This is a genomic window from Pseudomonas synxantha BG33R (assembly GCF_000263715.2).
GTDB classification, from domain to species: Bacteria; Pseudomonadota; Gammaproteobacteria; order Pseudomonadales; family Pseudomonadaceae; genus Aquipseudomonas; species Aquipseudomonas synxantha_A.
In genome coordinates, this window is sequence record NZ_CM001514.1 from 5,357,319 (window position 1) to 5,380,044 (window position 22,726).

At 53.0% G+C, this 22,726-nt stretch carries 14 protein-coding genes and 2 pseudogenes; 9 read left to right on the forward strand and 7 right to left on the reverse strand.

Annotated elements, in window-relative coordinates; all coding sequences use genetic code 11:
- Window positions 1-44 precede the first annotated feature (44 nt).
- Together PSEBG33_RS29430 and PSEBG33_RS04200 are read right to left on the reverse strand one after the other, a co-directional pair.
- Complete coding sequence (locus tag PSEBG33_RS29430; RefSeq protein ID WP_050989051.1) at window positions 45-1,892, reverse strand: Ig-like domain-containing protein; 1,848 nt, start codon at window positions 1,890-1,892, stop codon at window positions 45-47.
- Window positions 1,882-6,519 carry an Ig-like domain-containing protein gene (locus PSEBG33_RS04200; protein ID WP_005791535.1) on the reverse strand — a complete coding sequence of 1,546 codons (4,638 nt, stop codon included), beginning with the start codon at window positions 6,517-6,519 and terminating at the stop codon, window positions 1,882-1,884. Before PSEBG33_RS04200 ends, PSEBG33_RS29430 begins: the two co-directional genes overlap by 11 nt.
- Window positions 6,520-6,785: 266 nt before the next feature.
- On the opposite strand from PSEBG33_RS04200, the gene PSEBG33_RS29065 reads away from it, so the two are divergent.
- Both PSEBG33_RS29065 and PSEBG33_RS29070 read left to right on the forward strand, forming a co-directional pair.
- A complete protein-coding gene (locus PSEBG33_RS29065) occupies window positions 6,786-7,229 on the forward strand; it encodes an autotransporter outer membrane beta-barrel domain-containing protein (protein ID WP_078803836.1) in 444 nt (147 codons plus the stop codon).
- Window positions 7,198-8,344: pseudogene (locus tag PSEBG33_RS29070) on the forward strand (IS3 family transposase). Before PSEBG33_RS29065 ends, PSEBG33_RS29070 begins: the two are co-directional and overlap by 32 nt.
- Window positions 8,345-8,800: 456 nt before the next feature.
- Here PSEBG33_RS29070 and PSEBG33_RS04195 read toward each other — a convergent pair.
- From PSEBG33_RS04195 to PSEBG33_RS28075, 4 genes and pseudogenes are all read right to left on the reverse strand, one after another.
- Window positions 8,801-12,427 (reverse strand): transporter substrate-binding domain-containing protein, encoded by a 3,627-nt coding sequence (locus PSEBG33_RS04195; protein ID WP_005791538.1) that lies wholly within the window; start codon window positions 12,425-12,427, stop codon window positions 8,801-8,803.
- An 87-nt stretch (window positions 12,428-12,514) separates the two neighbouring features.
- Complete coding sequence (locus PSEBG33_RS04190; protein WP_005791540.1) at window positions 12,515-13,198, reverse strand: response regulator transcription factor; 684 nt, start codon at window positions 13,196-13,198, stop codon at window positions 12,515-12,517.
- 178 nt (window positions 13,199-13,376) lie between these two features.
- Window positions 13,377-14,597, reverse strand: coding sequence for an EAL domain-containing protein (locus PSEBG33_RS04185; protein WP_005791541.1), 1,221 nt, complete (start codon window positions 14,595-14,597; stop codon window positions 13,377-13,379).
- A gap of 892 nt (window positions 14,598-15,489) precedes the next feature.
- A pseudogene (locus PSEBG33_RS28075) lies at window positions 15,490-16,911 on the reverse strand (IS1182 family transposase).
- Window positions 16,912-17,021: 110 nt separating this feature from the next.
- Between PSEBG33_RS28075 and PSEBG33_RS29820 the strand changes: the two are divergent.
- The 5 genes from PSEBG33_RS29820 to PSEBG33_RS04170 all read left to right on the forward strand — a co-directional run bounded on the left by PSEBG33_RS29820 (window position 17,022) and on the right by PSEBG33_RS04170 (window position 21,071).
- On the forward strand, window positions 17,022-17,261 hold the full coding sequence (locus PSEBG33_RS29820; RefSeq protein ID WP_078803838.1) for a cytoplasmic protein: 240 nt from the start codon (window positions 17,022-17,024) through the stop codon (window positions 17,259-17,261).
- A gap of 367 nt (window positions 17,262-17,628) precedes the next feature.
- Window positions 17,629-17,958, forward strand: coding sequence for a hypothetical protein (locus tag PSEBG33_RS29080; RefSeq protein ID WP_087945262.1), 330 nt, complete (start codon window positions 17,629-17,631; stop codon window positions 17,956-17,958).
- 92 nt (window positions 17,959-18,050) lie between these two features.
- On the forward strand, window positions 18,051-19,019 hold the full coding sequence (locus PSEBG33_RS04180; RefSeq protein WP_005791546.1) for a DUF932 domain-containing protein: 969 nt from the start codon (window positions 18,051-18,053) through the stop codon (window positions 19,017-19,019).
- A 79-nt stretch (window positions 19,020-19,098) separates the two neighbouring features.
- Entirely contained in the window at window positions 19,099-20,103 is a 1,005-nt protein-coding gene (locus tag PSEBG33_RS04175; RefSeq protein ID WP_005791547.1) for a YqaJ viral recombinase family protein, read from the forward strand.
- Window positions 20,104-20,177: 74 nt separating this feature from the next.
- Window positions 20,178-21,071, forward strand: coding sequence for a hypothetical protein (locus PSEBG33_RS04170; protein ID WP_005791548.1), 894 nt, complete (start codon window positions 20,178-20,180; stop codon window positions 21,069-21,071).
- A 66-nt stretch (window positions 21,072-21,137) separates the two neighbouring features.
- On the opposite strand, the gene PSEBG33_RS27810 is transcribed toward PSEBG33_RS04170, so the two are convergent.
- Window positions 21,138-21,485 carry a helix-turn-helix domain-containing protein gene (locus PSEBG33_RS27810; protein WP_032803722.1) on the reverse strand — a complete coding sequence of 116 codons (348 nt, stop codon included), beginning with the start codon at window positions 21,483-21,485 and terminating at the stop codon, window positions 21,138-21,140.
- Between the two features lie 139 nt (window positions 21,486-21,624).
- Between PSEBG33_RS27810 and PSEBG33_RS04165 the strand changes: the two genes are divergently transcribed.
- A complete protein-coding gene (locus tag PSEBG33_RS04165; RefSeq protein WP_005791550.1) occupies window positions 21,625-21,978 on the forward strand; it encodes a hypothetical protein in 354 nt (117 codons plus the stop codon).
- Between the two features lie 93 nt (window positions 21,979-22,071).
- Window positions 22,072-22,701 carry a histidine phosphatase family protein gene (locus PSEBG33_RS29085; RefSeq protein WP_005791551.1) on the forward strand — a complete coding sequence of 210 codons (630 nt, stop codon included), beginning with the start codon at window positions 22,072-22,074 and terminating at the stop codon, window positions 22,699-22,701.
- Window positions 22,702-22,726: the final 25 nt, after the last annotated feature.

Genomic DNA, 22,726 nt, shown 5'->3' on the forward strand with positions numbered 1-22,726 from the left:
GAAGGAGAGAGGGCGGCGCCAACGATGCCGCCCTTCGTTTGGGCTTAAACCAGGTTGGTTTGCACACCTTGTTGAACCAGCAACTCAGCATCCAGCGCGTCATGGCGATACACCTCGTACTCCACGCCACCGACTGTCACCTGACCGGAATTAGCCCAGTTGCCAGGATCAGTCCCGTCAGCCAACAGCTCGTCAAGGTTGACCGTGTCGCCGGCGTTGCCCTTGACCATCATTTGCACGTGGTCGTCCTCGGTGAACAATGAGGTGGTACCTTGCTCCAGCACATCGCTCAACGACAGATTCAAGGTGTTGTTGCCACTACCGGTTAGATCAATAACCTCGATGGAACTGATCTTTTCGCCCAGTTGGGTCAGGTCCAACACCTGATCCTTACCGGTGAGTTTGAGAGTGTCGAGGCCTGAGCCCGCATTGATATGAGTGTTGCCCCCTCCAAGCACCGTCACATCTTGCACGGAGAAAATATTGTCTTCGTCCCCCCCGTTGTAGGCGGCAGATTCGCTAACAACCTGAGATACAGCGGGGTCAACATGCTGGAAGCCAGCTCCGGAGGTCAGTGTGAACTGAATATCGTCCAGCCAGAACCAATCTCCAACTCCCCCCTTAAACTCGATGCGAGCGAATTCCTGCCCTGCTGGCATCGGCACATCGACAGTTTGGATATTGCTGACCCCCTTCGTTGCCACGAGTATGCTGTGGATCAGGTGGTTGTCGGCGTCATAAAAGCTGACAGTCTTGTCCACATGCAAACCACCAATCGAGAAGGAGGCTTGAGTTGCTGTTTCGCCGTTATTCAGGGTGAGGGATGGGTTTGTACTACCTCCTGACCACATTCCTAAACCAGCGGAATGTGCCGTTCCAAGGTCGGACAGGCTGACACCTGATGCGATGATGCCACGAGGCCACCCAGCGGTTTCGTTAGCATAGTTACCCCAGGAAAATGTGAAAGCGCCGAAGTCTCGTACCGCGTTCACTTCGACCCTTTCAGGTGTAGCGCTTTCAAAATCGACTTCTGCTAATTTGAAAATAAGCGACTGAGATACATTGCCCACCTGATCTATAAACGCTGCGGACGTGTTAGTCATTTGGGCACCGGGCGCCAGAATATCCACTGAGCCCGCATCAATCTGAGCCTGAGTCAATGCCTGGTCAAAGTGCTTGTCGCCAACAATTATTTGAAGGGTGTCTCCTGCCTTGAGACTGCTGCCATCAAACTGTACGGTGACGGTGCTACCATTGATCGAGAACGAATCCGGTGCATCCGGGGCTTCTGTGTCGAGCGTGACATCCTGTGTGCTGACAGTGCCAACGTTACCGGCTTTATCAACTACACGAGTCTGTATTTCCCAATCTGCGGTGTGGCTGTTGTCATCCACAAAGCTCCAACTGTTTGAGCCGTTAAGGATTGCATCCTGCCATGTCTTTCCGCCGTCCAGCGAAACCTGGACTCTCTCGTCAGCCGATATAGCAGCGGTCAGAGAACCGCTGATCAGACGTCCCCTTGTACCGTCATTGGTCAGGAAGTCGGTGTGGTTGGCACCGCTGTCCTTGCTCATGCTTTCTGCGATAGCGTTGGCCACAGGAGCAGTGGTGTCGATGTTCACCGGGTACGGGTCAGATTCTTCACTGGCGTTGCCCGCCGGGTCGGTCACAATAATGGTGAAATCGTGATCGCCATCATTCAGTGGCGGGTTCGGGGTGAATTCCCAGCTACCGTCATCTTTGACTGGCGCAGTGCCGATGATGGTGCCATTGTCGATGATGGTCACCGTGTCACCCGGTTGCTGGCCGCCGCCGCTGAGGGTCGGTGTGGTGTCGTCGGTGGAACCACCCTCTGCAATAGGGCCTTGAATAATGCCGACGTCATCGGACACTCATCAATGCCTGGCTTGGCCGGTGCAGTGGTATCGACCTCAGGCCGAACTTGCTGGTCGGAGGACTCTCGCCACCGGCAGCGGTAACCACCGTTGCAGCCAGGCTGTGATTACCCTCGGTCAGAGGCGTGGTGGGAGTAAACGACCATTTGCCAGTGGCATCTGAAGTGCTCGTGCCTATCAATACACCGTTATCGTAGATGTTGACGTTCGAGTTAGGTGTTGCCTGACCTATGATGGTTGGTGTGGTGTCGTCAGTGACGCCGCCATTGGTCAGCGCGCCGGTGACACTACCCTCGTCATCAATGACTTGGGTGATCGTGATTTCGACCTTGCTTGTGTCGATCGTGAAGTGCGTGTCGTCACTTTTCGGGCTCTGGTTGCCAGCAGCATCCTCAACCACAGTGCTGAAGCTATGGTCGCCATCGGCAAGCGGGGTGCTTGGAGTGAAGCTCCAGGTACCGTCATCCTTGACCGGTGCGCGGCCGATCTCGACGCCTTTGTCATAGATGATAACGGTGGTGCCGGGCTCGGCGGTGCCGCTTGCTGTCGGGGTATTGTCGTCAGTGGTGTCGTTATCGTTGATCGTACCGACAATTGGGCCGACGTCATCAGACAGCGTTTCGGCTGACGCAGCGGGTGCAGTGGTATCGACAATAATTGGATAAATGCCAGTTTCCGGGCTGACGTTGCCCGCGCCATTGGTGGTGGTCGCAGTAATGTTGTTGAGACTCTCTTTCAGGTCCTGGGTTAAGTCAACTGACCACTGGCCGTCGGCTTTGACAGTACCTGTGCCCACCAACACGCCGTCGGCGTAGACCTTCACCGTTGTACCCGGCTCGCCGGTGCCGCTGATGGTCGGACGTTTATCATCGGTAACGCCGCCTGGCGATATATTCCCCTGTTTGCTGCCCACATCATCCAGCGCCCCGGTAATGGCAGGCGCAGGCGGTACCCCGCCCGTGATCAGGTTGAAATCGAATGGGTCGCAAGGCCCGCTGATGTTGCCGGCCAGGTCTTCTGATTTGGCCGTCAGCTCATGCGGACCATTGATCAGAGGCAGGGTTGGGGTAAAACTCCAATCGCCATTGGCATCTACCGGCGCACGGCCGATTTCCTTGCCACCGTCGTAGATGATCACGGTGCTGCCAGGCTCGGCAGTGCCCTTGATGTCCGGTTGGGCATCATCGGTGATCGAGCCTTTGGCGATAACGCCGGTCTTGTCACCCTGATCGTCGTATACGCTGGTGATCTCGGGTTTGGCCGGCGCTTGAGTATCAATGATGACTTTATATGGATCGGACTCTTCACTGGCGTTGCCCGCCGGGTCGGTCACAATAATGGTGAAATCGTGATCGCCATCATTCAGTGGCGGGGTCGGGGTGAATTCCCAGCTACCGTCATCTTTGACTGGCGCAGTGCCGATGATGGTGCCATTGTCGATGATGGTCACCGTGTCACCCGGTTGCTGGCCGCCGCCGCTGAGGGTCGGTGTGGTGTCGTCGGTGGAACCACCCTCTGCAATAGGGCCTTGAATAATGCCGACGTCATCGGACACTTCATCAATGCCTGGCTTGGCCGGTGCAGTGGTATCGACCTCCAGGCCGAACTTGCTGGTCGGAGGACTCTCGCCACCGGCAGCGGTAACCACCGTTGCAGCCAGGCTGTGATTACCCTCGGTCAGAGGCGTGGTGGGAGTAAACGACCATTTGCCAGTGGCATCTGAAGTGCTCGTGCCTATCAATACACCGTTATCGTAGATGTTGACGTTCGAGTTAGGTGTTGCCTGACCTATGATGGTTGGTGTGGTGTCGTCAGTGACGCCGCCATTGGTCAGCGCGCCGGTGACACTACCCTCGTCATCAATGACTTGGGTGATCGTGATTTCGACCTTGCTTGTGTCGATCGTGAAGTGCGTGTCGTCACTTTTCGGGCTCTGGTTGCCAGCAGCATCCTCAACCACAGTGCTGAAGCTATGGTCGCCATCGGCAAGCGGGGTGCTTGGAGTGAAGCTCCAGGTACCGTCATCCTTGACCGGTGCGCGGCCGATCTCGACGCCTTTGTCATAGATGATAACGGTGGTGCCGGGCTCGGCGGTGCCGCTTGCTGTCGGGGTATTGTCGTCAGTGGTGTCGTTATCGTTGATCGTACCGACAACTGGGCCGACGTCGTCCGTCAAGGTTTCGGCCGCGGCTGCCGGCGGGGTAGTGTCGAGGATCACCGGATAAATACCGGTTTGCAGGCTGAGATTACCTACCGAGTCGACCGTCTGCGCAGTGAGGTTGTTGAGGTTTTCGTGCAGGTCCGACTTCAACGGAACACTCCACTGGCCGTCGCTGCCAACGGTGCCAGTGCCTACCAGCACACCATCGTTATACACATTGACCGTAGTGCCAGGCTGGCCGGTGCCCGTGATGGTCGGACGCGTGTCATCGGTGACGCCACCCGGTGCAATGTTGCCTTGCATGCTGCCCACGTCGTCGATCACGCCGGTGATTGCCGGTGCGGTTGGAACCCCGCCGGCCAGCAGGTCAAAGTCAAACGGGTCAGACGGCTCGCTGATATTACCGGCCTTGTCTTCAGCTTTTGCAGTAAGGTCGTGCGGGCCGTTGGCCAGCGGCAGTGTGGGCGTGAATGTCCATTGGCCTACGTCGTCCACCGGCGCACGGCCGATTTCAACACCGTTGTCGTAGATAATTACAGTGCTGCCAGGCTCCGCGGTACCGGTGATATCCGGTTGGGCATCGTCCGTCAGAGAACCCTGTGCAAGGTTACCGGTCTGGTCGCCCTGGTCGTCGTACACGCTGGTAATGGCGGGCGCGGCAGGCGCCTGAGTATCTACAACAACCTTGTAAGGATCTGACTCTTCGCTGGCATTGCCGGCAGGGTCGGTAACAATAATGGTGAAATCATGGTCGCCGTCGGACAGTGCCGGATCAGGTGTATACGACCAATTTCCGCCTTCATCAACAATGACTTCGCCGATTTGGTTGCCGTTGTCGATGATGGTCACCTTATCGCCAGGCTCCTGGCCGCCACCGCTGAGGGTCGGCGTCGTGTCGTCGGTGTAGCCACCATTTTCGATCGGACCTTGGATCAAGCCGACGTTATCGTCCACTTCATCGATGCCACCGTTGCCGTCTGCGCCAGGCTTGCCAGGGGCAGTCGTATCGATTTCGAGGTCGAACACCGGTGTGGGTGTGCTCTCGCCGCTGGCGGGTGTCACTACCGTGGCCGTGAAACCATGCTGGCCCTCATTCAGCGGAGTAGCCGGGGTGAAAGTCCACTGACCATTGGCATCTACCGGCGCGGTGCCGAGTAACACGCCGTTGTCATAGATATTAACTTGAGTATTGGGAGTCGCCTGACCACTAAGGGTCGGCGTGGTATCGTCGGTGACACCACCGTTTTGCAGCTCGCCAACAATGCTTCCGGCGTCGTCCGTAACGTGCTCGATCTTGACCAGTTCGCCACGGGTATCAACGACCAGATCGTAAGGTAATGATGGCAGGCCACGGTTGCCAGACGCATCCACGGCAACCGTAGTGAAGCTGTATTTGCCGTCAGCCAGGGCTGGGTCGGGAGTAAATGTCCAATTACCGTCATGATCGACGACGGTAGTGCCGATCTTCTCGCCGTTGGCAAAAACTTCCAGAGTCGAATCCGGCTCTGCGGTGCCTTTTAGCGTTGGCGTGTTGTCATCCGTGACCCCATCTTGCGCAATCACGCCTTGGTGATCACCGACATCGTCCAGCGCCTCCTTGATCATGGACTGGCCGGGGGCGGTGATGTCGATGGTGAAATCGAAACCAGGGGAAGGCGCGCTTTGATTGCCTGCCGGATCTTTTTCGACAATCACAACATTGTGATCGCCTTCTGCGAGGGGCGTTTCCGGTGTGAAGGTCCACTTACCGTCATTATCGACCACGGCCTCACCGATGGCTTTGTCGCCATCCTTGATGATGATGGTGCTGCCAGGTGTACCGGTGCCGCTGAACGTCGGCGTGGTGTCATCGGTGGTGTCGCCTTTTTCGATCTTTCCGGTCTTGTCGCCGACGTTATCTTCGACCTCGTCCAGCACGGGGATTGGCGGGATGAGTGGGTCGTGGTGATGGTCGCCATCTTCGCGATTGTTGGCCCAGATCGCGCCTGCTGCAGCGAGTGCACCCAGCCCCAACAGCGCCGGCCAAAACCAGCCCATCCCGGTGCCGGCCACCAGATCATCGAAGCCGCTCAGTTGCTCGGCACCCAATACTTGTGGTGATGACACACCGTCAATCAGTAAGGCGGCTTCGTGATCCTGCTCGGCATCAGAGTCGATGTACTCGTGATAGGCGCCATCTTCTGCAACGCCAACCAATTGGCCCGTAGCATCGAAGAAGCCTTCGATGATCAATTGCGGCTGGTCAGGGTCAGTCCCTTCCAGCGCAACGTGCAGATCTTTACCTACGCGCTTGATGGTGATGTTTTCCGGGGCGACTCCCTTGTCGCCTTCAGCGAGGATGTACTTGCCATTGGCAACGGCCTTGATCCGTACAGGTTGACCTTGCGGGTTAGAGCGAAGCTCGGTGGCCTCGGTTATCGTTTTGCCTTCAACAACAGCGACATTCACTGCTTTTGTATTCACTCTCATGCCTCATTTGACTGGTGGGACGAGGTGTCGCTGTAATCAGCTGCACCACGAATCAGCCAACGCACGATCTATTGGGATCGCCCGATGGAATGAGGCAATTGTTGAGCGAAGGATTGGCTACATAATATGAGACCTGTCCCAAAGGTGAGGCCGGGCGATGCGATTGAAGCTTTAAAGCTCGCTATATAGTTGTGGGTGAAACAGGCAAGCGCTTCAGCTTTGACGAAGGCTGGTTTGTGGAACCACATATGTAAGCCTCTATGCTCTATGCAGGTGCAAGCAGCTATAGATTGGCCAATGGTCTGGTCAACGCCGCTGGCGGGCGGTCAACTCAACTGAGGGAAGGCGCTCGCACTGGGCGGGAACTAGTACTGAATATTGGAGTGCGGCTGCAACCCAACCTTAAAACCGGCTGGATTCGAGACCTTTCTGCATTAAACACAGTCAAGACCAATAGCATCGGCACTCACCCGGACGGCAGCAGGGGAAGTTGGTATGCCGGCGCGGGGATCAGCGGCGAGTTCAAGCGTAACCATCAAGTGTATGGAGACCTTGCGACCCGCCAAGGCAGTCACAGGAATCGCCCGAGCACCGTAAATGTTGATTATTGTAGTGGTCTAATGAAACCTGACTCTCATTTAGGCGAGAATGCTCGCCAGATCGAGGTGTCAGATGACCAAAAAACGCCGCTCCTTTACTCTTGAACTCAAGCGCGAGGCTGCCGACCTTGTGCTCAAGTAAAACTACAGCTACATCGAAGCCAGCCGTTTACTCGGCATTGGTAAGTCGGCATTGCGCCGCTGGGTTGACCAGATTAAAAAACACAAAGGCGTCACCCCGCAGAGCAAGGCACTGACTCCGGAACAGCAAAAAATTCAGGAACTGGAAGCCCGGATTGCTCGAATTGAGCGAGAGAGATCAATACTAAAAAAGGCTACCGCGCTCTTGATGTCGGAAGATCACGAGCGTTCGGCCTGTTTGACCAGTTGACCGCACATGAGCCGGTTGATTGGTTGTGCAAGGTATTTGACGTCACTCGCCCGTGTTACTACGCCCAGCGCCTGCGGCTCCGCACGCCCGATGTTGAACGGCTTCGATTGCGGAGTTGTGTCAGTGAGCTGTTCTCGCAAAGTCGCAGCTCTGCGAGCAGCCGCAGCATCCTGTCGCTGATACGTGAAGACGGTGAGCAACTCGGTCAATTCAAAGTGCGTAGCTTGATTTAGTCAGCAAACAAACCGGCTCCCCTGCATACAAACGAGCAACAGTAGAAAGACTGGATATCCCGAACACATTGAACCGCGAGTTCGACGTGCCAGCGCCCAATCAAGTTTGGTGCGGCGATATTACCTACATTTGGGCGCAAGGAAAGTGGCATTACCTGGCTGTCGCCCTGGATCTTTGAACGCGTCGGATCGCGGGCTGGGCGCTGTCGGAAAAGCCAGACGCTGAGCTGCTGATCAAAGCGCTGGATATGGCTTACGAGCAGCGTGGCAGCCCTTCGGATCTGCTATTCCACTCAGACCAGGGATCCCAGTATGCAAGCCCACTCTTTCGCCAGCGGTTATGGCGATACCGCATGCCCCAAAGCATGAGTCGACGAGAAAACTGTTGGGATAACGCACCGATGGAACGCGTATTTCGCAGCCTGAAAACAGAATGGATACCGCCCGCGAGCTATCGAACTGCGCAGGAAGCACAGCACGATATCAGCCATTTTTTAATGCATCGCTACAACTGGATTCGGCCTCATCAATCCAACGATGGGTTGGCTCTAGCGCGGGCCGATGAAAAATTTAACGTCGCGTCCGGGATTAGTTGAACACTAAATATCGCTTTAACTGATAGGCGCCACGGGATAACCAATCGGTGGGGTTAGATACCTGCCTAAACAGGCAGGGCTACGTTTCTCAGATGTAAAAATGCGGAGCTGTAGTCCTTAATTACAGAAACGTCATATGTTATCGATACTTAAATACGGCACCTTAAAGAGCTAAGGCAGACTTACAGCCACTCTGATTGAAATCAATTTGGACACCTTACTACCAGGAAAGAGACGGCAACCCTAATAAACTGTACAACATGTATTCACTCCACTTTATCTACCCACTTGAAACAGAGGCTACTTCTGATAATTTCCCATCACATGCTTGAGTCAGTTGAGTATTAATCAACATGACGGCCAATCACTTTATTAACGATTACGAGCTTAGCCCACAAGAAAGTTCGACTGGCAACAATCGGGCCGCCTTCATACTACCCATATATCATAGGAGCGTTAAGGCTCCACGAGATTTTTTAACTTATTGATCGAAACAGTTTGGATTTCTCCAAGCCGATCAGCAAGTTCTCCTACTTCAGCTAAGTTAATAATCGGCGCGCGACACGCGGCTTCAAGATCGTCACAAGCTTGGATCACATTAAGATCGTTGACGATCCGCGCAGCGCCCTTAATGCGGTGCGCTATATCGGCAAGAAAGACAGTCTCGCCACGTGGGATGATCGATTGCAGCTCTAATAAATCTTTTTCACCGCTCGATAATGCTTCCTGCAGCAATTCCCGAAGGATTACGGGATCGTCGCCGGTAAGCTCCTGCAGCCGCTTCAGCAACGACTGCGAATCGTCCTTTTCTGCTAGATCGTCTGACAGGATTTGCTGCTTCTCTCCGGTTTGACGCCAATCCGTTAGTAAGCTTGATAACGTACCTAGACTGATCGGCTTGAACAGGCAGTCGTTCATGCCGGCATTGATACACTTATCCCGCTCTTCCGGCTGCGCGTTTGCGGTAAAACCGAGTATGTGACAGGGCTCACGATTGGATTTGCTTTCATCCTCACGAATTGCACGTGCAAGCTCATAACCGTTCATTACCGGCATATTGCAATCTGTTATAACAATATCAAACGGCTCACTGCGCCACATATCCAGCGCGACCAATCCGTCCGGTGCTTCGCGAACCAACTGGCCAAGAAAACTAAGTTGCTGCCCGAGCAACAAACGGTTAGCGCCTTGGTCGTCAACGACTAGAACCCTCAAAGCGGTATTTAACTGCTGTTGACTAACTAGGGTTTGCACCGGTTTTAACTCGACCGGCATCAATATATTGAAAAACAACGACACATCAAGCGTGGTGCCTTTGCCCAAGACGCTGGAAATTTCCAGGTGGCCGCCCATCAATTCGCAAAGCGACTTCGAAATGGCAAGTCCCAATCCAGTACCGCCTCTGGAGGACGGCCCGTGGTCGGCCTGAGAGAACGGTTGAAACAAGGTGCGCAATTCAACGCTGGAGATTCCTATGCCAGTGTCCTCAACCTTCAAATCAACCTGCAGCCGCTCATCGGCCAGACGCAAGCCGCGTAATGAAACGCGTACCTCGCCTGTATCAGTAAATTTAATCGCATTTCCGACTAGGTTTGAAAGCACCTGCTGAAAGCGCATTGGGTCAACTAAAACGTCGCAACTGACATTTGCGTCGATATCGAGGCGCAAGCTCAAGCCTTTCTGACGGGCGAGACCATCAAAAACCCTCGCTACGGACTCCACCAACTCTCTTAGATTAGCGCGTTTGGGCGACAGGCTGACATGGCCCGACTCAATACGAACCACGTCCAGAATGTCACCTATTAGCTCCAGAAGCCCTTTGGCAGAGTCGTAGGCTACTTCAATAGCAGGACGGTCAAAGTGCCCCTGCTCGGCGCGCTTGAGGGTGAGCTCCAGCATGCCAATAACGGCGCTCATCGGGGTCCGTATCTCATGGCTCATTGTGGCAAGAAACGTCGTTTTGGCTCGGCTTGACTCGTCAGCAAGCTCCTTGGCGGCGCGTAATTTTTCGATCAGTTCACGCCGTTCGCTTATGTCGATCCACCCGCAAATCACGCCTTTGATGTCACCGGCGGAATCATGAAATGGCTGTATCCAGTGATAAATGACCAGCTTTTTAGCACCGACGTGCAAAGTCCGATCTACAGCGTAGGGTATGCCTCGCTCAATCACGCAAAGGTAGTCTTCATGAAACTGTAGAGCCTCCTGTCGATTGCGTTTTCCGCTTTCCAATACGGTTTTACCTACGACATCAGATGTCGTTAAGCCAAAGGTCTCCAAGTAATTATTATTGCAGGTTAGAAGTTTTCCTTCGCGGTCGCGCACATAAATCGGGTGTGGAGTGCCGTTGATCAAGGCACCCATGAATTTGAGCTGATCATTTAGCTGCCGCTCAGTATTACGCCGCTCGCGAATCTGTCGGCGGATATAAATATTCCACGCCAATGAACATAAAATGATCAGAAAGGCAGCAACGCCTATCTGATAGATCAGTGACTTGTAATCGCGCCACGTTAATCCGGAAAACGCGGCGATCGGGCGCCATTGATTTAGGACAGCACCCAACTCATCGGGAGGAATGCTCAACAGAGCCTTGTTGAGGATCGAGATTAGTTCGGTATCGGCACGGCGCGTGGCGAATGACAAGAACCCCTTGCTGCTGCCTACAATATTGGTGATCTGCAAGCGCTCTTGATACAGGTGAGCAATGTAATAGCGCGCGCTATGCAACGTTGTAATCATCGCATCCGCTTTGCCATCGTCAACCATGGCCAGCGCCTCAAGGACAGTTCTGCCATCGACGATTTGAATGTCAGGATAGTTGCGCAATATTTCTCGCTCAGCGGAGCCTACCGGCACGGCAACCCGCTTACCGCGTAGCTCTTGCAAGCTGGCAGGCGGCTGTGAGGTATACGAAGTGACGATGGCTAACGGACTTGAAATGAACGGGTGGGTAAAACGCATGCCCGATTCACGCGCAATTGTCGGTGTTAGCAGTGAAAGATCGGCCTTATTGTGGAGCAGGTCGGTGCTTAACCCTGAGAAAGTGTCAGTGCGCGTAACCTGGATCTTGAGACCAGTACGACGTTGGATGACTTCGAGCAGGTCCGCCGCTATCCCGCTGAAATTGCCATGAATATCAAAAAAAGCAAAGGGTGCCTGGTCGTCATTCACTACGAAACGGGTGACCGGGTGTTGGATCAGCCAACGTTCTTCTTCCGGCGAAAGGTCTATCTTCCGAGAGGTCAATGCGCCACCGCCGCCCGACCATCGCTTAGTAATCTCAGTGTTGTGCGTGTCTACAAGTTCACTCAGAGCCGAATTCACTAAACGGCGCAACTGCTCATTGTTACGGCGAAACGCGAAGCTGAAGCCACCGGTATCAATCTCTACAAATGAATGCAGCCGCACGTAATTGAAATAATTCAGGTTGATCAGATAGCTGCTGGAGAGCGTGTCGCCCAAGTAGAGATCAACTTTTCCAAAGGCCAGTGCAGCCAAAGCCTGTTCGTCTGAATAATAAGGGATGAACTCAGCAGCTGGGTATTTTTTATGGAGCTGGCTCAGGGGTAAATAGTCGTCTGCGACAGCAATTCGTAAGCCCTCCATATTTTGAGGTAAAGGACGCCTATCATCGGCTCGAATGAAAAGCGCTGGATCAGTTTTAAGGTAAGGCACACTCAGCAGCGTCGAGCCATCAGTTTTTTCAAAGTTGTTAGAGCTGCCCAATAGGTCAATCTGGCCACTCTCAAGCCCTGTTAGTGCGCTACGTCGGTCCGGATAGGGCTTAACCGCGATCTCAAGATGCAACGCCTGGCCGACCAGGCAGGCTATATCGGCATTCACACCTTCATATCGTGATCCGCTTGAGGTCATCGCGTAAGGCGGAAAGTCAGGTTGTGCAACACCCAGCACAATTTGCCTTTTCTCGCGTAACCATTCCCAGTCCCTGTCGGATAAAGAAAGATCTATCCCAGCGCAGTCAGACCGGCTGAACAGATGTACCGGTGCGTATGCAGCGGCGACACTAGACGCCATATTCACCATGATTAAAAAAGCAGCGATTAGTAAAGCTCGAAGCATGGGCAACCTGATCTGTAGTACCTGGAAAAGCCGTTAGGCTTGAAAACAAGTTGCGACGCTCACAAACCTAGAATAGAAGGTACGCTTTTAGAGCGAGCTCTGCGGGCTGTGATGCAACTTGAACAGCTCCGCATCGCCGCGAATCCCAAGTTTTCTAAACGCAGACTGCTTCTGCCCGCTGATAGTCTTACGGCTCCGGGAGAACTTTTCAGCGATTTGCGTCACCCCCATACCTTCAAGGCAGCAGCGCAATACCTCCTTTTCCTTTGGAGATAATAGAGGGTTGTTCAGGAACATGAGACCACCAGCAACTTGCGGCTCGGTACCTGAGACTGGAAGCACATCCAATTCAAAAGAGGCCTGAGCGGACAGATAAAGCCGGCCCGAGGCTGTAGTGCGAATAGCGGTGATCAGATCGTCGACGGGCTGTGATTTTCCGAAGAAGCCACCCGCACCTGCACCGATAGCCATATTGATTACCGCCGGCCGCTCTTCGGAAGAAGAAATAAGAATACAGAGCGCAGGATAGTGTTTATGCAGTAGTCGGATGAGGTTGAGACCGTCCAGCTCACCGTCATGCAATTTGTAGTCCAAAATAAGCAGGTCGATTTCGATTTCTCGTAATGCCCCCAGCAACTCTGCACTACCTGCGTATATACCGACGACCGCGAATTCAGCCTCGCGCGCAAGGCGCGACTTTAGCGCCAAGCGTATGAGGGAATGATCATCCAAAATAGCAATTCGCAGGGGATTGACGATCGACCACTTCATAGTGTCCTCCAAGATGAAAACGCTATGCCGTCATAAGCCAGATGCATAAAACTCTCATGACAGTGGCAAGCAGGATTCTTCCTACAACCATTTAATACAATTCTGAACTATTTTATCCGGGGACGGAATAGGGAATTGTCTCAAACCCCTTTTGAGTGACGCGTCTTGCGCGGGCATGCTATGGTTTCGAGCCTTCTAAAGCGCGACGCCACGCAGATTGATCGCCCTCAAACCACCATCCTGCCATGTGCGCCCAGCTCATAGGGCGCGCAAATAAATATCCCTGCCCCCAATGGCAACCCAAATCAATTAAGCAACGCAGTTGCTCGATCGTCTCGATGCCTTCGGCCACTACGCGCATATCCAAATTTTTCGCCAGTGACAGCGCGCTTTGAATCACTGAGTTGTAGCGAGGTTCCTGCATGCGCTGAACGAAACCAGCGTCCAGTTTTATTTCATTAAAAGGCATCTGGCACAAACGCTCCAATGAGGAATAGCCCACACCAAAATCATCGATTGCAAGCCCGAAACCGAGCATCCGCAAGCGCACCATATTTTCCATCCCAATGCTGGGGATTTCCAGTAATCCGGTTTCGGTTAACTCGAAGATTAGCCCGGCAGGTGAAGCTCCGTGTGTGCGCAGCAAAGCTTTTATCCTCTCGACAAACCGGGGGTTTTCAAGTTGCCTGACATCCAGATTAAATGCCAGTTTGAATGGACGACCATGGGACTGCAGCAACCGCTGAAGACTTAACCCCTGCGCGAACAGACTGAAGAACATCTCGTCAACCAACCCGCAACGCTGCAGTGTGGGGATGAACAAAGCTGGAGAAATGAGACCGTGCTTGGGTGATTGCCAGCGTACCAGAACCTCAGCACCATCCACCTCCCCCTTCTGAAGGTGAAATTTTGGCTGGAAATACGCTCTGAATTCTTGACTGAGAATACCCTCGCGCACTTCTTCTTCAGTCGGTACATCAGACTCCAGTTCACAAGAGACTGAAACATGAGGATTTGTATTGCTGTACTTGCGCAGCAGCGGCTCCAACAGTTGTGCTGACATTGGTTTTTCAATGATGCCCAGAAGATTCAAGCCTTGTTGCCCCACCATACGATCGACGGTAATCAATAGCTCACTGGGGAGTGAGCTACAGATGATTACACTGCGTATTAGCGCCATTTCATTAGCGAGCCGGATGAATGCCAGTCCATCCATTCCCGCCATGTCTAGGTCACAAAGCGCAATATCCACCTTACCTGCATCTATGATCAGGTCAATAGCTTCCTGCCCGTCGGACGCTTGCAAGACATCGGTATAACCCAATCGATTTAACGCGCTAACAGCTACCGCGCGCTGGAAAGGGTGGTCTTCAAGCACCAATACTCGGGGATGGCTCATTTTAATAATTCTCATACAGTCTGCGATATTGAACCATGCCGGGAGCATCACTGACAGCACCTTTAAGTTTTGAGGAGGGCTTTGATAATGGTGGCAGATAAAAAAGGCGCATCACTTAAGAATTGTCTGGAATCAATCCAATGCAACTCACGCGTCATTAGGCGCAATATCCATCCTACCGAAAGTAAGGTATGCCGCATTTTAAGACGAGTCTCAAAGACCGTCTAAGCGCGGCACTCTAATATATCCGCGGATAAATATCCTTGCATCCGCATTTGGAGCCTGCAAATGAGAGAGCTGTATCGCATTCAAGACTTACAACTTAATTTGATCGAAACTGCAATGGTTAATGAGAGCTGCGCGGAAAACTTGATGACCCTCGCACACCGAATCACCTGTGAAGATGCTGAGAGTCTTCGTGGAATTATTTCATCCCTCCAGCCCCATAAGGAGTATTTACGCAGAGTTGCGAGAGATATCGTTAGTACGTTTTGACTCAGCGAAATGGTGTGAAGAGCTCCTCAGTTGTCAGAGGTAGAGTTTGAGACCTTACGCAATGAACTAGCAAGATGCCTGGAAAATCTTGGATGACTCACTGATCGGCGGGCGCAGCCACGTTATCTATTTCGGCTTTTTGGAAATGTATTATGGCGACTCCATTATTTGGTTCATTGTCATTCCTGCTTAATCGAGTGAGTCGCCCCAGACACTCTAGATCATCCGATGACAGCTTTTAGCCCTGATTATGTAAAAACGCACTTATGCACTTTCGGTGCGTAGCGCCGAAGGCTGTTAGCTGAGTAATTGCTCGCAACAAGTCTTGCCGATCATTACTAGAACCTGGGAGCCCCCAGCGTCGCTTCTACCGTGGGTGACCAAAATAAAGATCTCTTCAGGCCGACAGTGCCTTCATTAACCGCTTATACCGAGAACTTTCATGAGCCGCTTCAGGTTGTAGGCGAGGACGCTCAAGCTCATCTAGGCAATTACTCCGTTCAGCTTTCGTGTCAGGAAATGCGTGGCGCCCATCCATTGTTTGAGCGTCCCGAAGGGATGCTCAACAGTCCGCTTCGGATTCGCATTATCTCCGGTAACTTGCTCAGCCAGGCCTGCGTTTCCTCCAGTACAGCCTCATGTTCTCAGCGTCGAACCCGCCGTTCCGTGCTCGGTGTGCAGTGCGATTTATTGCGCCCCCCCCTGCATTTCGAATTCCAGTAACGGTGCAGCGTCAGGCCTTTTTCGACGTTGGTATAGCGCCAGATCAGTGCTTCTCCAGCTGGGCAAATATATTCGATATTTTGCCGAGTCATAGATGAAAGCATCGTTATTGAAACGCCTGTCGGCTCTGGCCCCAGAGATCATCGGCTTGGGCACATAAGCAGTGATGCCTGTATCGTGACAAGCAGGATCTCTTCGCTTTTGAAGTAACCTCGATCAGCCACTACCGACAACGTTTCTGACGCGACAGACTAGCGGGCCTGTAAGGCCATAGAGCTGAGTTGATCGCGGTCGGAACCAACGTTAGTGACCTCATGTGCAACGATCAAATGGTGCTGGGTATCGACTGCTGTCTGCACGTTATAGCCGACGATTCCGGTGTCGCGCCTTATTATGGAACGGCTTTCTGGATCGGTCTGTGAGACCTGTTTATCCAGCGAATCGTTGAGCTGGATTTCGAGCGCCTGAAGCTCTTTCATTTGAGTTTGACGATTTTCTCTTCGAGCCCCACGGCGCTGGGCTCAGGCGCTGTTGGTTCTTGCCGATCAGTAGCATCGGGTACAGTCAGGTAACGGTTGATACTCGATTCAATTTCATCCATTCGCCGCTTTAGTTTGGCGCTGGTGAAATTGCAGTCGCGATTGTTGACTGCTTTAAATTTACCGCCATCGATGGCGACCAGATTCTCTCCAAAAAATCCCAACTGCTGGCACAGCATAACGAACTGGCGACAGACGCCTCGGATGGCCTTGCTATTGTCTTTTCGGAAGTTGGCGATGATCTTAAAGTCCGGTATCAAACGCCCGGTCAGCAACATCAATCCGACGTTGCGCTGGGCTTCTCGCTCCAAGCGCCGGCTCGACTGAATTCGGTTGAGATAGCCGTAGATGTAGATCTTCAGCAAGATCGCAGGGTGATAACCAGGTCGGCCTGTCTCAGCAAGAATAGTGCGATCAAACCTCAAATTTACCAAGTCGAGCTCGTCGAAAAATACGTCGACTACGCGAACCGGATTGGTATCACTGATGTAGTCGTCAAAGTTTTCGGGGAGCAGAGTGCTTTGTCCGCGATGGTCACCTTGGATGAAACGTTTCATAGGCAATCCTGCGTTATCACTTTGGGCAATCGTAGCAGCGTTGGAAGTCTCTTGATGTACTCTGGTGCAAGAAAGAAACGCTAGTAAATTCGGAGTTTAAGGACTTGCCCATGGATGTGATTTCAGCGCACCTATTTTCTACAAATCACCGTATGCAAATTGAAGCAAGCGACCACTGTGGCTGTTTTTACTGCTTAGGTGTGTTTTCGCCCTCAGAAATCACTGAGTGGGTTGATCTAGATAACACCGCTCTGTGTCCGAAGTGCGGGATCGACTCGGTCATCGGTTCAGCATCCAGTCTGCCGATTACTCCTGAATTTCTTTTGAAAATGCACGAACACTGGTTCTAGAAGATCCTGTCATTCGACGGCATCCCTTCGGTTTGAGATCCACAGACTAGCTTTACCTCAATACAGCACGCTCCTGCTAAGTATTTACACACTCTGGACGAAAAGCGGACGATCAACTCGGTTCTGGTTTCGCCCAGCTTGCCTCCTCCGCAAGTGCAAGCTAGCTCACTTCTCTACCTCTTGGATACGCCTAGTATGTCAAGTAGGCTAAAGGCCACGCCCCCAATGCGCATTGATTCGGCTGAAGACTGCGCTGAGCCATCTACAACCGTACCGATCAAATCATTCATCAAAAACGGATATTCGATTCGAAAAAAACTCAACTCTACATCACTGCTATGACACCCCCACCATGGAGCTTCAAACCATGTCATTGCAGTGCCCTCGCTGTAACTCACCCAAAATCGCTTCCTTCCACCAAGCCATGAAAATTGCAGCGGCCATCGGTACGGTCGGCGGAGCAGCACGCGGCGTCAGTGCAGCACTTGCTGGCGGTCAGGCAGGTGCCACCGTTGGCGCTATTGCCGGCCCGTTCGGCGTCACTCTCGGAGCCGTATCCGGCGCCATCCTAGGAGGACTTGTTGGCGGCACTGGTGGCTGTGCATTAGGCGCTCAACTCGGCGACAAGCTTGACCGCCATGTACTCGCTCACAACCTCTGCCTGATCTGCGGGCATCGCTTCAACCTCCCTGCTTAATCCGTCTTCTACTCCTTTCTTTCTATTACGTCCGGACATTGCCACGCGATGCGTGGCGTTTATGCCGACCTGTACCCCAAGGAACATTAATCATGGCTCATCAAGTCGAACAAATGGCTTACGTTGGCGCAACCCCGTGGCACGGCCTCGGCCGTCAACTGACACAGAAACAGCCGATTGAAGTCTGGCAGCGTGAAGCCGGTATGGACTGGCAAATTCAGGAAAGTCCGGTTCACTTCAAGGCCGACGCTATAGGCCATATGGGCAGCATTCACTCATTCCCAGAGCAAAAGGTGCTCTACCGCTCCGACACCAAAGCACCGCTGTCGGTGGTTTCCAACCGTTATCAAATTGTCCAACCGCGTGAGGTGATGGAATTCTATCGAGACCTGACTGAAGTGTCCGGCTATGAGCTAGAAACCGCTGGAGTGCTCAAAGGCGGTCGTAAGTTCTGGGCGCTAGCGCGAACCGGGCAGAACGCCAACTTAAAGGGCAATGATCAGGTTAATGGCTATTTGTTGCTGGCGACTTCCTGTGATGGCACGCTCGCCACCACGGCCACGCCGACCACCGTTCGCGTGGTCTGCAACAACACTTTGACCATCGCCCTGGATGGCATCACACGCGCCATTAAGGTACCGCACAGCACCCGGTTCGATGCCCGGTCCGTCAAAAAGCAATTGGGTGTAGCCGTCTCGCAATGGGACGAGTTCATGTATCGCATGCGCGTGCTGGCCGAGCGCAAAGTTCAGTGGCATGAAGCTATGGGATTCTTCATGAACGTGCTGTGTGAAGTAACGCCCAACAGCAAGTTACCTGAAGTCCTGCCCAACGAACGTGCCCTGCGCAAAGTACAAAGCCTGTACGAGGGACGCGGCCGTGGCGCAACGCTTGAGTCGTCACAAGGCACTGCCTGGGGCCTGCTCAACGCCGTGACCGAGTATGTCGATCACGAGCGCAGAGCACGTAGCAGCGAGTACCGCATGGACTCCGCCTGGTTCGGCCAGGGGGCGCAAATCAAGCAACGGGCATTGGAGGCGGCCCTGCAACTCGCGGCCTGAAATGCCCTCTCCCCTTCAACCATAACGCCCGTTCAGCATCCAGCTCAACGGGCGTTTTTATGTCCGCAAGGTATCCCTTATGAAAGCGATTCCTAGAAATGAAAATGCTTACAAGATCCGTCCGGCCCTTCGTTTAATCGGCACAAAGGAGCTCCCCCGTGAAGACTGGCTCGCTGTGCGTAAACAAGGCATCGGCAGCTCGGACGCAGGCGCAGCAGTTGGACTGAATCCTTATAAATCGCAGTTGGAGTTGTGGCTTGAAAAGACGGGACGGGATGCCACGTTAGCGAAAATAGACCCTCATGATGAGGAAAGCCCTGCCTACTGGGGCAATGTGCTGGAGCCCATCGTGGCATGGCACTACAGCAAACGCACCGGTAAGAAGGTGCGACGAATTAACGCCGTGCTACAGCACCCTGATCCAGAACTGCCCTGGATGCTCGCCAATATCGACCGCGAAGTGAACGGTGCCGACGATGTACAAATCCTTGAATGCAAGACTGCCGGCATAAACGGAGCACGCCTCTGGAAAGAAGGCGTGCCCGAGTATGTGCAATTGCAGGTCATGCACCAGCTGGCCGTCACCGGCAAGCAGGCGGCTGATGTTGCAGTTCTACTGGGTGGCCAGCATTTAGAGATCCACCGCATCGAACGGGACGAGCAGATGATTGCCCGCCTGATCGAACTGGAACGCAAGTTCTGGCAATACGTACAAACCGACACCCCGCCTCCGGTCGATGGCAGCGCCTCATCTGAAGCGGCGCTGCGTTGCCTCTATCCTCAGGACAACGGCCAAACCGTGGACTTCAGCGCCCATGCTGGATTGGCCGCGACCTACCTGGAACTAAAAGCTGTTCGCCAGTCCATTGCGGTAAAAGAAAGCCGCGAATCCCAATTGAAACAGATCCTGCTGCAAGCCATGGGTGAAGCCACGCGTGCGCAGTTCAGCAATGGCTTTATCAGTTGGAAGCGTTCCAAAGACAGCACAGTGCTGGATGTCGAGCGCCTGCTGAAGGAGAAGCCCTATCTGCAAGTCCGCTTCAGCAAGCGCAAGGAAGGCAGCCGCCGCGTCCTTATCAACTGATCTTTCTTCCTCTCTGGCCATCCTTACGCGATTCAGTTTTCGGGTGGCCATTTTCACTTCCAAGGAGAACCACCATGCTCAAAGGCCTGGTCATTACACCGCCCGTGCTCGGACGTATTTCCATTGGTAAAATCGTCGAGAAAAACGGTAAGCGCCTACCGGAGAAAGACGATCAATTTACCATCACCTCACAGGTGCAAAGCAGGGATGGCTGGTTACTGCACCCACTTAACGATGAACTGCGCCAGGGTAAGGAGGACAAGCTGCGCAGCATTCCAGTACGTCTATTGTTCAACGAGCCGGAGCTGAATTTCCGGGCCGACTACACCCTGTTCGACCGGCAATCCGGACGCCCGCTGTGTGTCGGTAACGGTGAAACCTGCAAACGCATGACCCAGGACGGCATGCAGTCGCTGCCCTGCCCTTCGCCGGATGCTTGCCTACTGGCCAAAGGAGGTGCCTGCAAGCCTTATGGCCGACTGAATGTGGTCATTGGTGATGAGGATTCGCTGGGTAGCTTTGTGTTCCGCACCACCGGTTTCAATAGCATTCGCACTCTGTCCGCTCGTCTGCATTACTTCCAAGCAATCTCAGGCCGTCGACTGGCCTGCATACCGCTGGAGCTGCGTCTACGCGGCAAGTCCACCCGCCAGAGCCACGGTACGCCGATCTTCTACGTCGACCTCACGGTACGTAGTGGCATGGACATGACCGAAGCACTACAGAAAGCCAGCGAACTTGATACACAGCGCATAGCAGTTGGTTTCGACCAGACGGCTCTGGATGACGCCGCTCGCCGGGGTTTCGGCAATGGCGCCTTCGAAGACAGCGAGGAGGACAGTCACGTCGTAATCGAGGAGTTCTTTGGAAACACGGAGGCCGCTAGCACCAAAAGCCAAGGTGAGTCGCTACCAACGACCAACTCCCTTGCGGACAAGTTGGAATCTCTCGCTTCGCAGGCCAACTAAGTCAAACCTGCCTGTGCTGAGGACATCGACGAGGCAAAAGCTCTGGGCCCCTCATGATGAAGCCAATCAGCCGCGATCAAGTCTAGTGACAAGACGCTCCACCATATCCAAGACAAAGTCGCGGTCATGCGCCCCAAGTCTGGAGAGTAAACCATAAAGCCTGCGCGCCTGGTCCTCTGGGCGAGAACTCCCTTCGGTCAGCAAGTCAGCGGTTTCACAACCAAAAACTGCCGCCAACTCAACCAAGCGCTCGATGTTAGGCATGACAATTCCGCGCTCGATACGAGATACAGCCTCGCTTCCAATTCCAAGCTTTTCCGCAACCTGCTCCTGGTTCAGTTTGCAACGAACGCGCTGGCGGGCAATCGCCTGCCCAACGAGTTCTGCCAGCTGCTTCGATTTGGTTTTTGACATGCCACCCTCCAGTCCAACCTGGATGGTTGACCATCAACCCGTTGACATGAAGGACCTTACAGGCCGAAACTCACCCCGAAAGGTTGATATCCAACCCATCTTTTTGACTACCACCTCTTGCAAGGAGCTCAGAAAAACCATGAATGTCATAAAAGGCCTGAACGAATCGCAGATTGAAGACCTCGTGAGAAGCAAAACGTCCTTCGAGATCCATGGCCTCAGAGGTAACTTCATGCCAGGTATCAAACTTGTCGAAATCAAGATTGAAAGCCAGGGACTGAAGTGTCGAATCAAAAGCGACGTGAAAAGCGCTATCGCTCAAGGCGGTATATTGGGCGCTGTAATTGGAGCTGCATCTCTGCCTGTTGGGGTCGTCTTAGCCGCTGCGGCTACCGTCGCCAGTACTGGCCATACTCTAGCCACCTACAACCCCGACTACGAAATCATAAAAGACTACGTTAATAAAAAACTGAAAGTCATCTACAAAAAATAGCAATCAACACAGTCAGCCCGCGCTCGCACTCACGCTCAAAAAGCCTATGAATACCGACCGCAACAAGTAAGAATTAAAATATTGGACATTCCAATGGTAAATATCAGCCTACCAAAAATAATACTAAGCACTGGTTTTATAAGCGCAACATTTTTTGCTTACGAAGCTTTTACAAGAAACACCCTAGAAAATTTAGACTCACATAAAAAACTAATCGACTCTGGACTTTCTGAACACTGGAAAAGTGGGAACGTTATTTTATTAATAAGGCACGAAGAGCGCTGTGATCGCTCAAATAACTCCTGCTTAGGCCCAGAGGAAGGAATCACAATTCTAGGAGGCGAGAGAGCAAAAGAAACAGGCATTAACTTAAAAGCACACTTTGATTTTGACGATGCTGATATTTTCACCAGCCCGATGACTAGAACAGTTCAAACATCCGACTTCATGCTAGGCAAAGCGAGCCCGCTATCCGATAGAGAGGCCATTTGCGGAAACGACATAGTGGACAAGCTACTCGAACAAAAGAACTCTGGCAGAAATCTTATAGTGATGACCCACAACACCTGCATGAAAGATTTAATAAGATCCAGCGGACACAGGCATTCATGGAGCCCCGAATACGGCAGCCTCTTATTTGCAAAAATAACAAGCAAAAATGAAATACAGATCGTCGGCACGATAAATGCTGACGACATCCCTAAACACCCATCGCCGAGTTAATACCAAAAGCCATTCACAAAGAAAC

What these genes read in the sequence shown, in the direction of transcription:
- PSEBG33_RS29065 (WP_078803836.1), top strand. Translation starts at nt 6,786, where the DNA reads ATGCTCTATGCAGGTGCAAGCAGCTATAGATTGGCCAATGGTCTGGTC.
- PSEBG33_RS04195 (WP_005791538.1), bottom strand. Translation starts at nt 12,427, where the DNA reads ATGCTTCGAGCTTTACTAATCGCTGCTTTTTTAATCATGGTGAATATG.
- PSEBG33_RS04190 (WP_005791540.1), bottom strand. Translation starts at nt 13,198, where the DNA reads ATGAAGTGGTCGATCGTCAATCCCCTGCGAATTGCTATTTTGGATGAT.
- PSEBG33_RS04185 (WP_005791541.1), bottom strand. Translation starts at nt 14,597, where the DNA reads ATGAGCCATCCCCGAGTATTGGTGCTTGAAGACCACCCTTTCCAGCGC.
- PSEBG33_RS29820 (WP_078803838.1), top strand. Translation starts at nt 17,022, where the DNA reads ATGGATGTGATTTCAGCGCACCTATTTTCTACAAATCACCGTATGCAA.
- PSEBG33_RS29080 (WP_087945262.1), top strand. Translation starts at nt 17,629, where the DNA reads ATGTCATTGCAGTGCCCTCGCTGTAACTCACCCAAAATCGCTTCCTTC.
- PSEBG33_RS04180 (WP_005791546.1), top strand. Translation starts at nt 18,051, where the DNA reads ATGGCTCATCAAGTCGAACAAATGGCTTACGTTGGCGCAACCCCGTGG.
- PSEBG33_RS04175 (WP_005791547.1), top strand. Translation starts at nt 19,099, where the DNA reads ATGAAAGCGATTCCTAGAAATGAAAATGCTTACAAGATCCGTCCGGCC.
- PSEBG33_RS04170 (WP_005791548.1), top strand. Translation starts at nt 20,178, where the DNA reads ATGCTCAAAGGCCTGGTCATTACACCGCCCGTGCTCGGACGTATTTCC.
- PSEBG33_RS27810 (WP_032803722.1), bottom strand. Translation starts at nt 21,485, where the DNA reads ATGTCAAAAACCAAATCGAAGCAGCTGGCAGAACTCGTTGGGCAGGCG.
- PSEBG33_RS04165 (WP_005791550.1), top strand. Translation starts at nt 21,625, where the DNA reads ATGAATGTCATAAAAGGCCTGAACGAATCGCAGATTGAAGACCTCGTG.
- PSEBG33_RS29085 (WP_005791551.1), top strand. Translation starts at nt 22,072, where the DNA reads ATGGTAAATATCAGCCTACCAAAAATAATACTAAGCACTGGTTTTATA.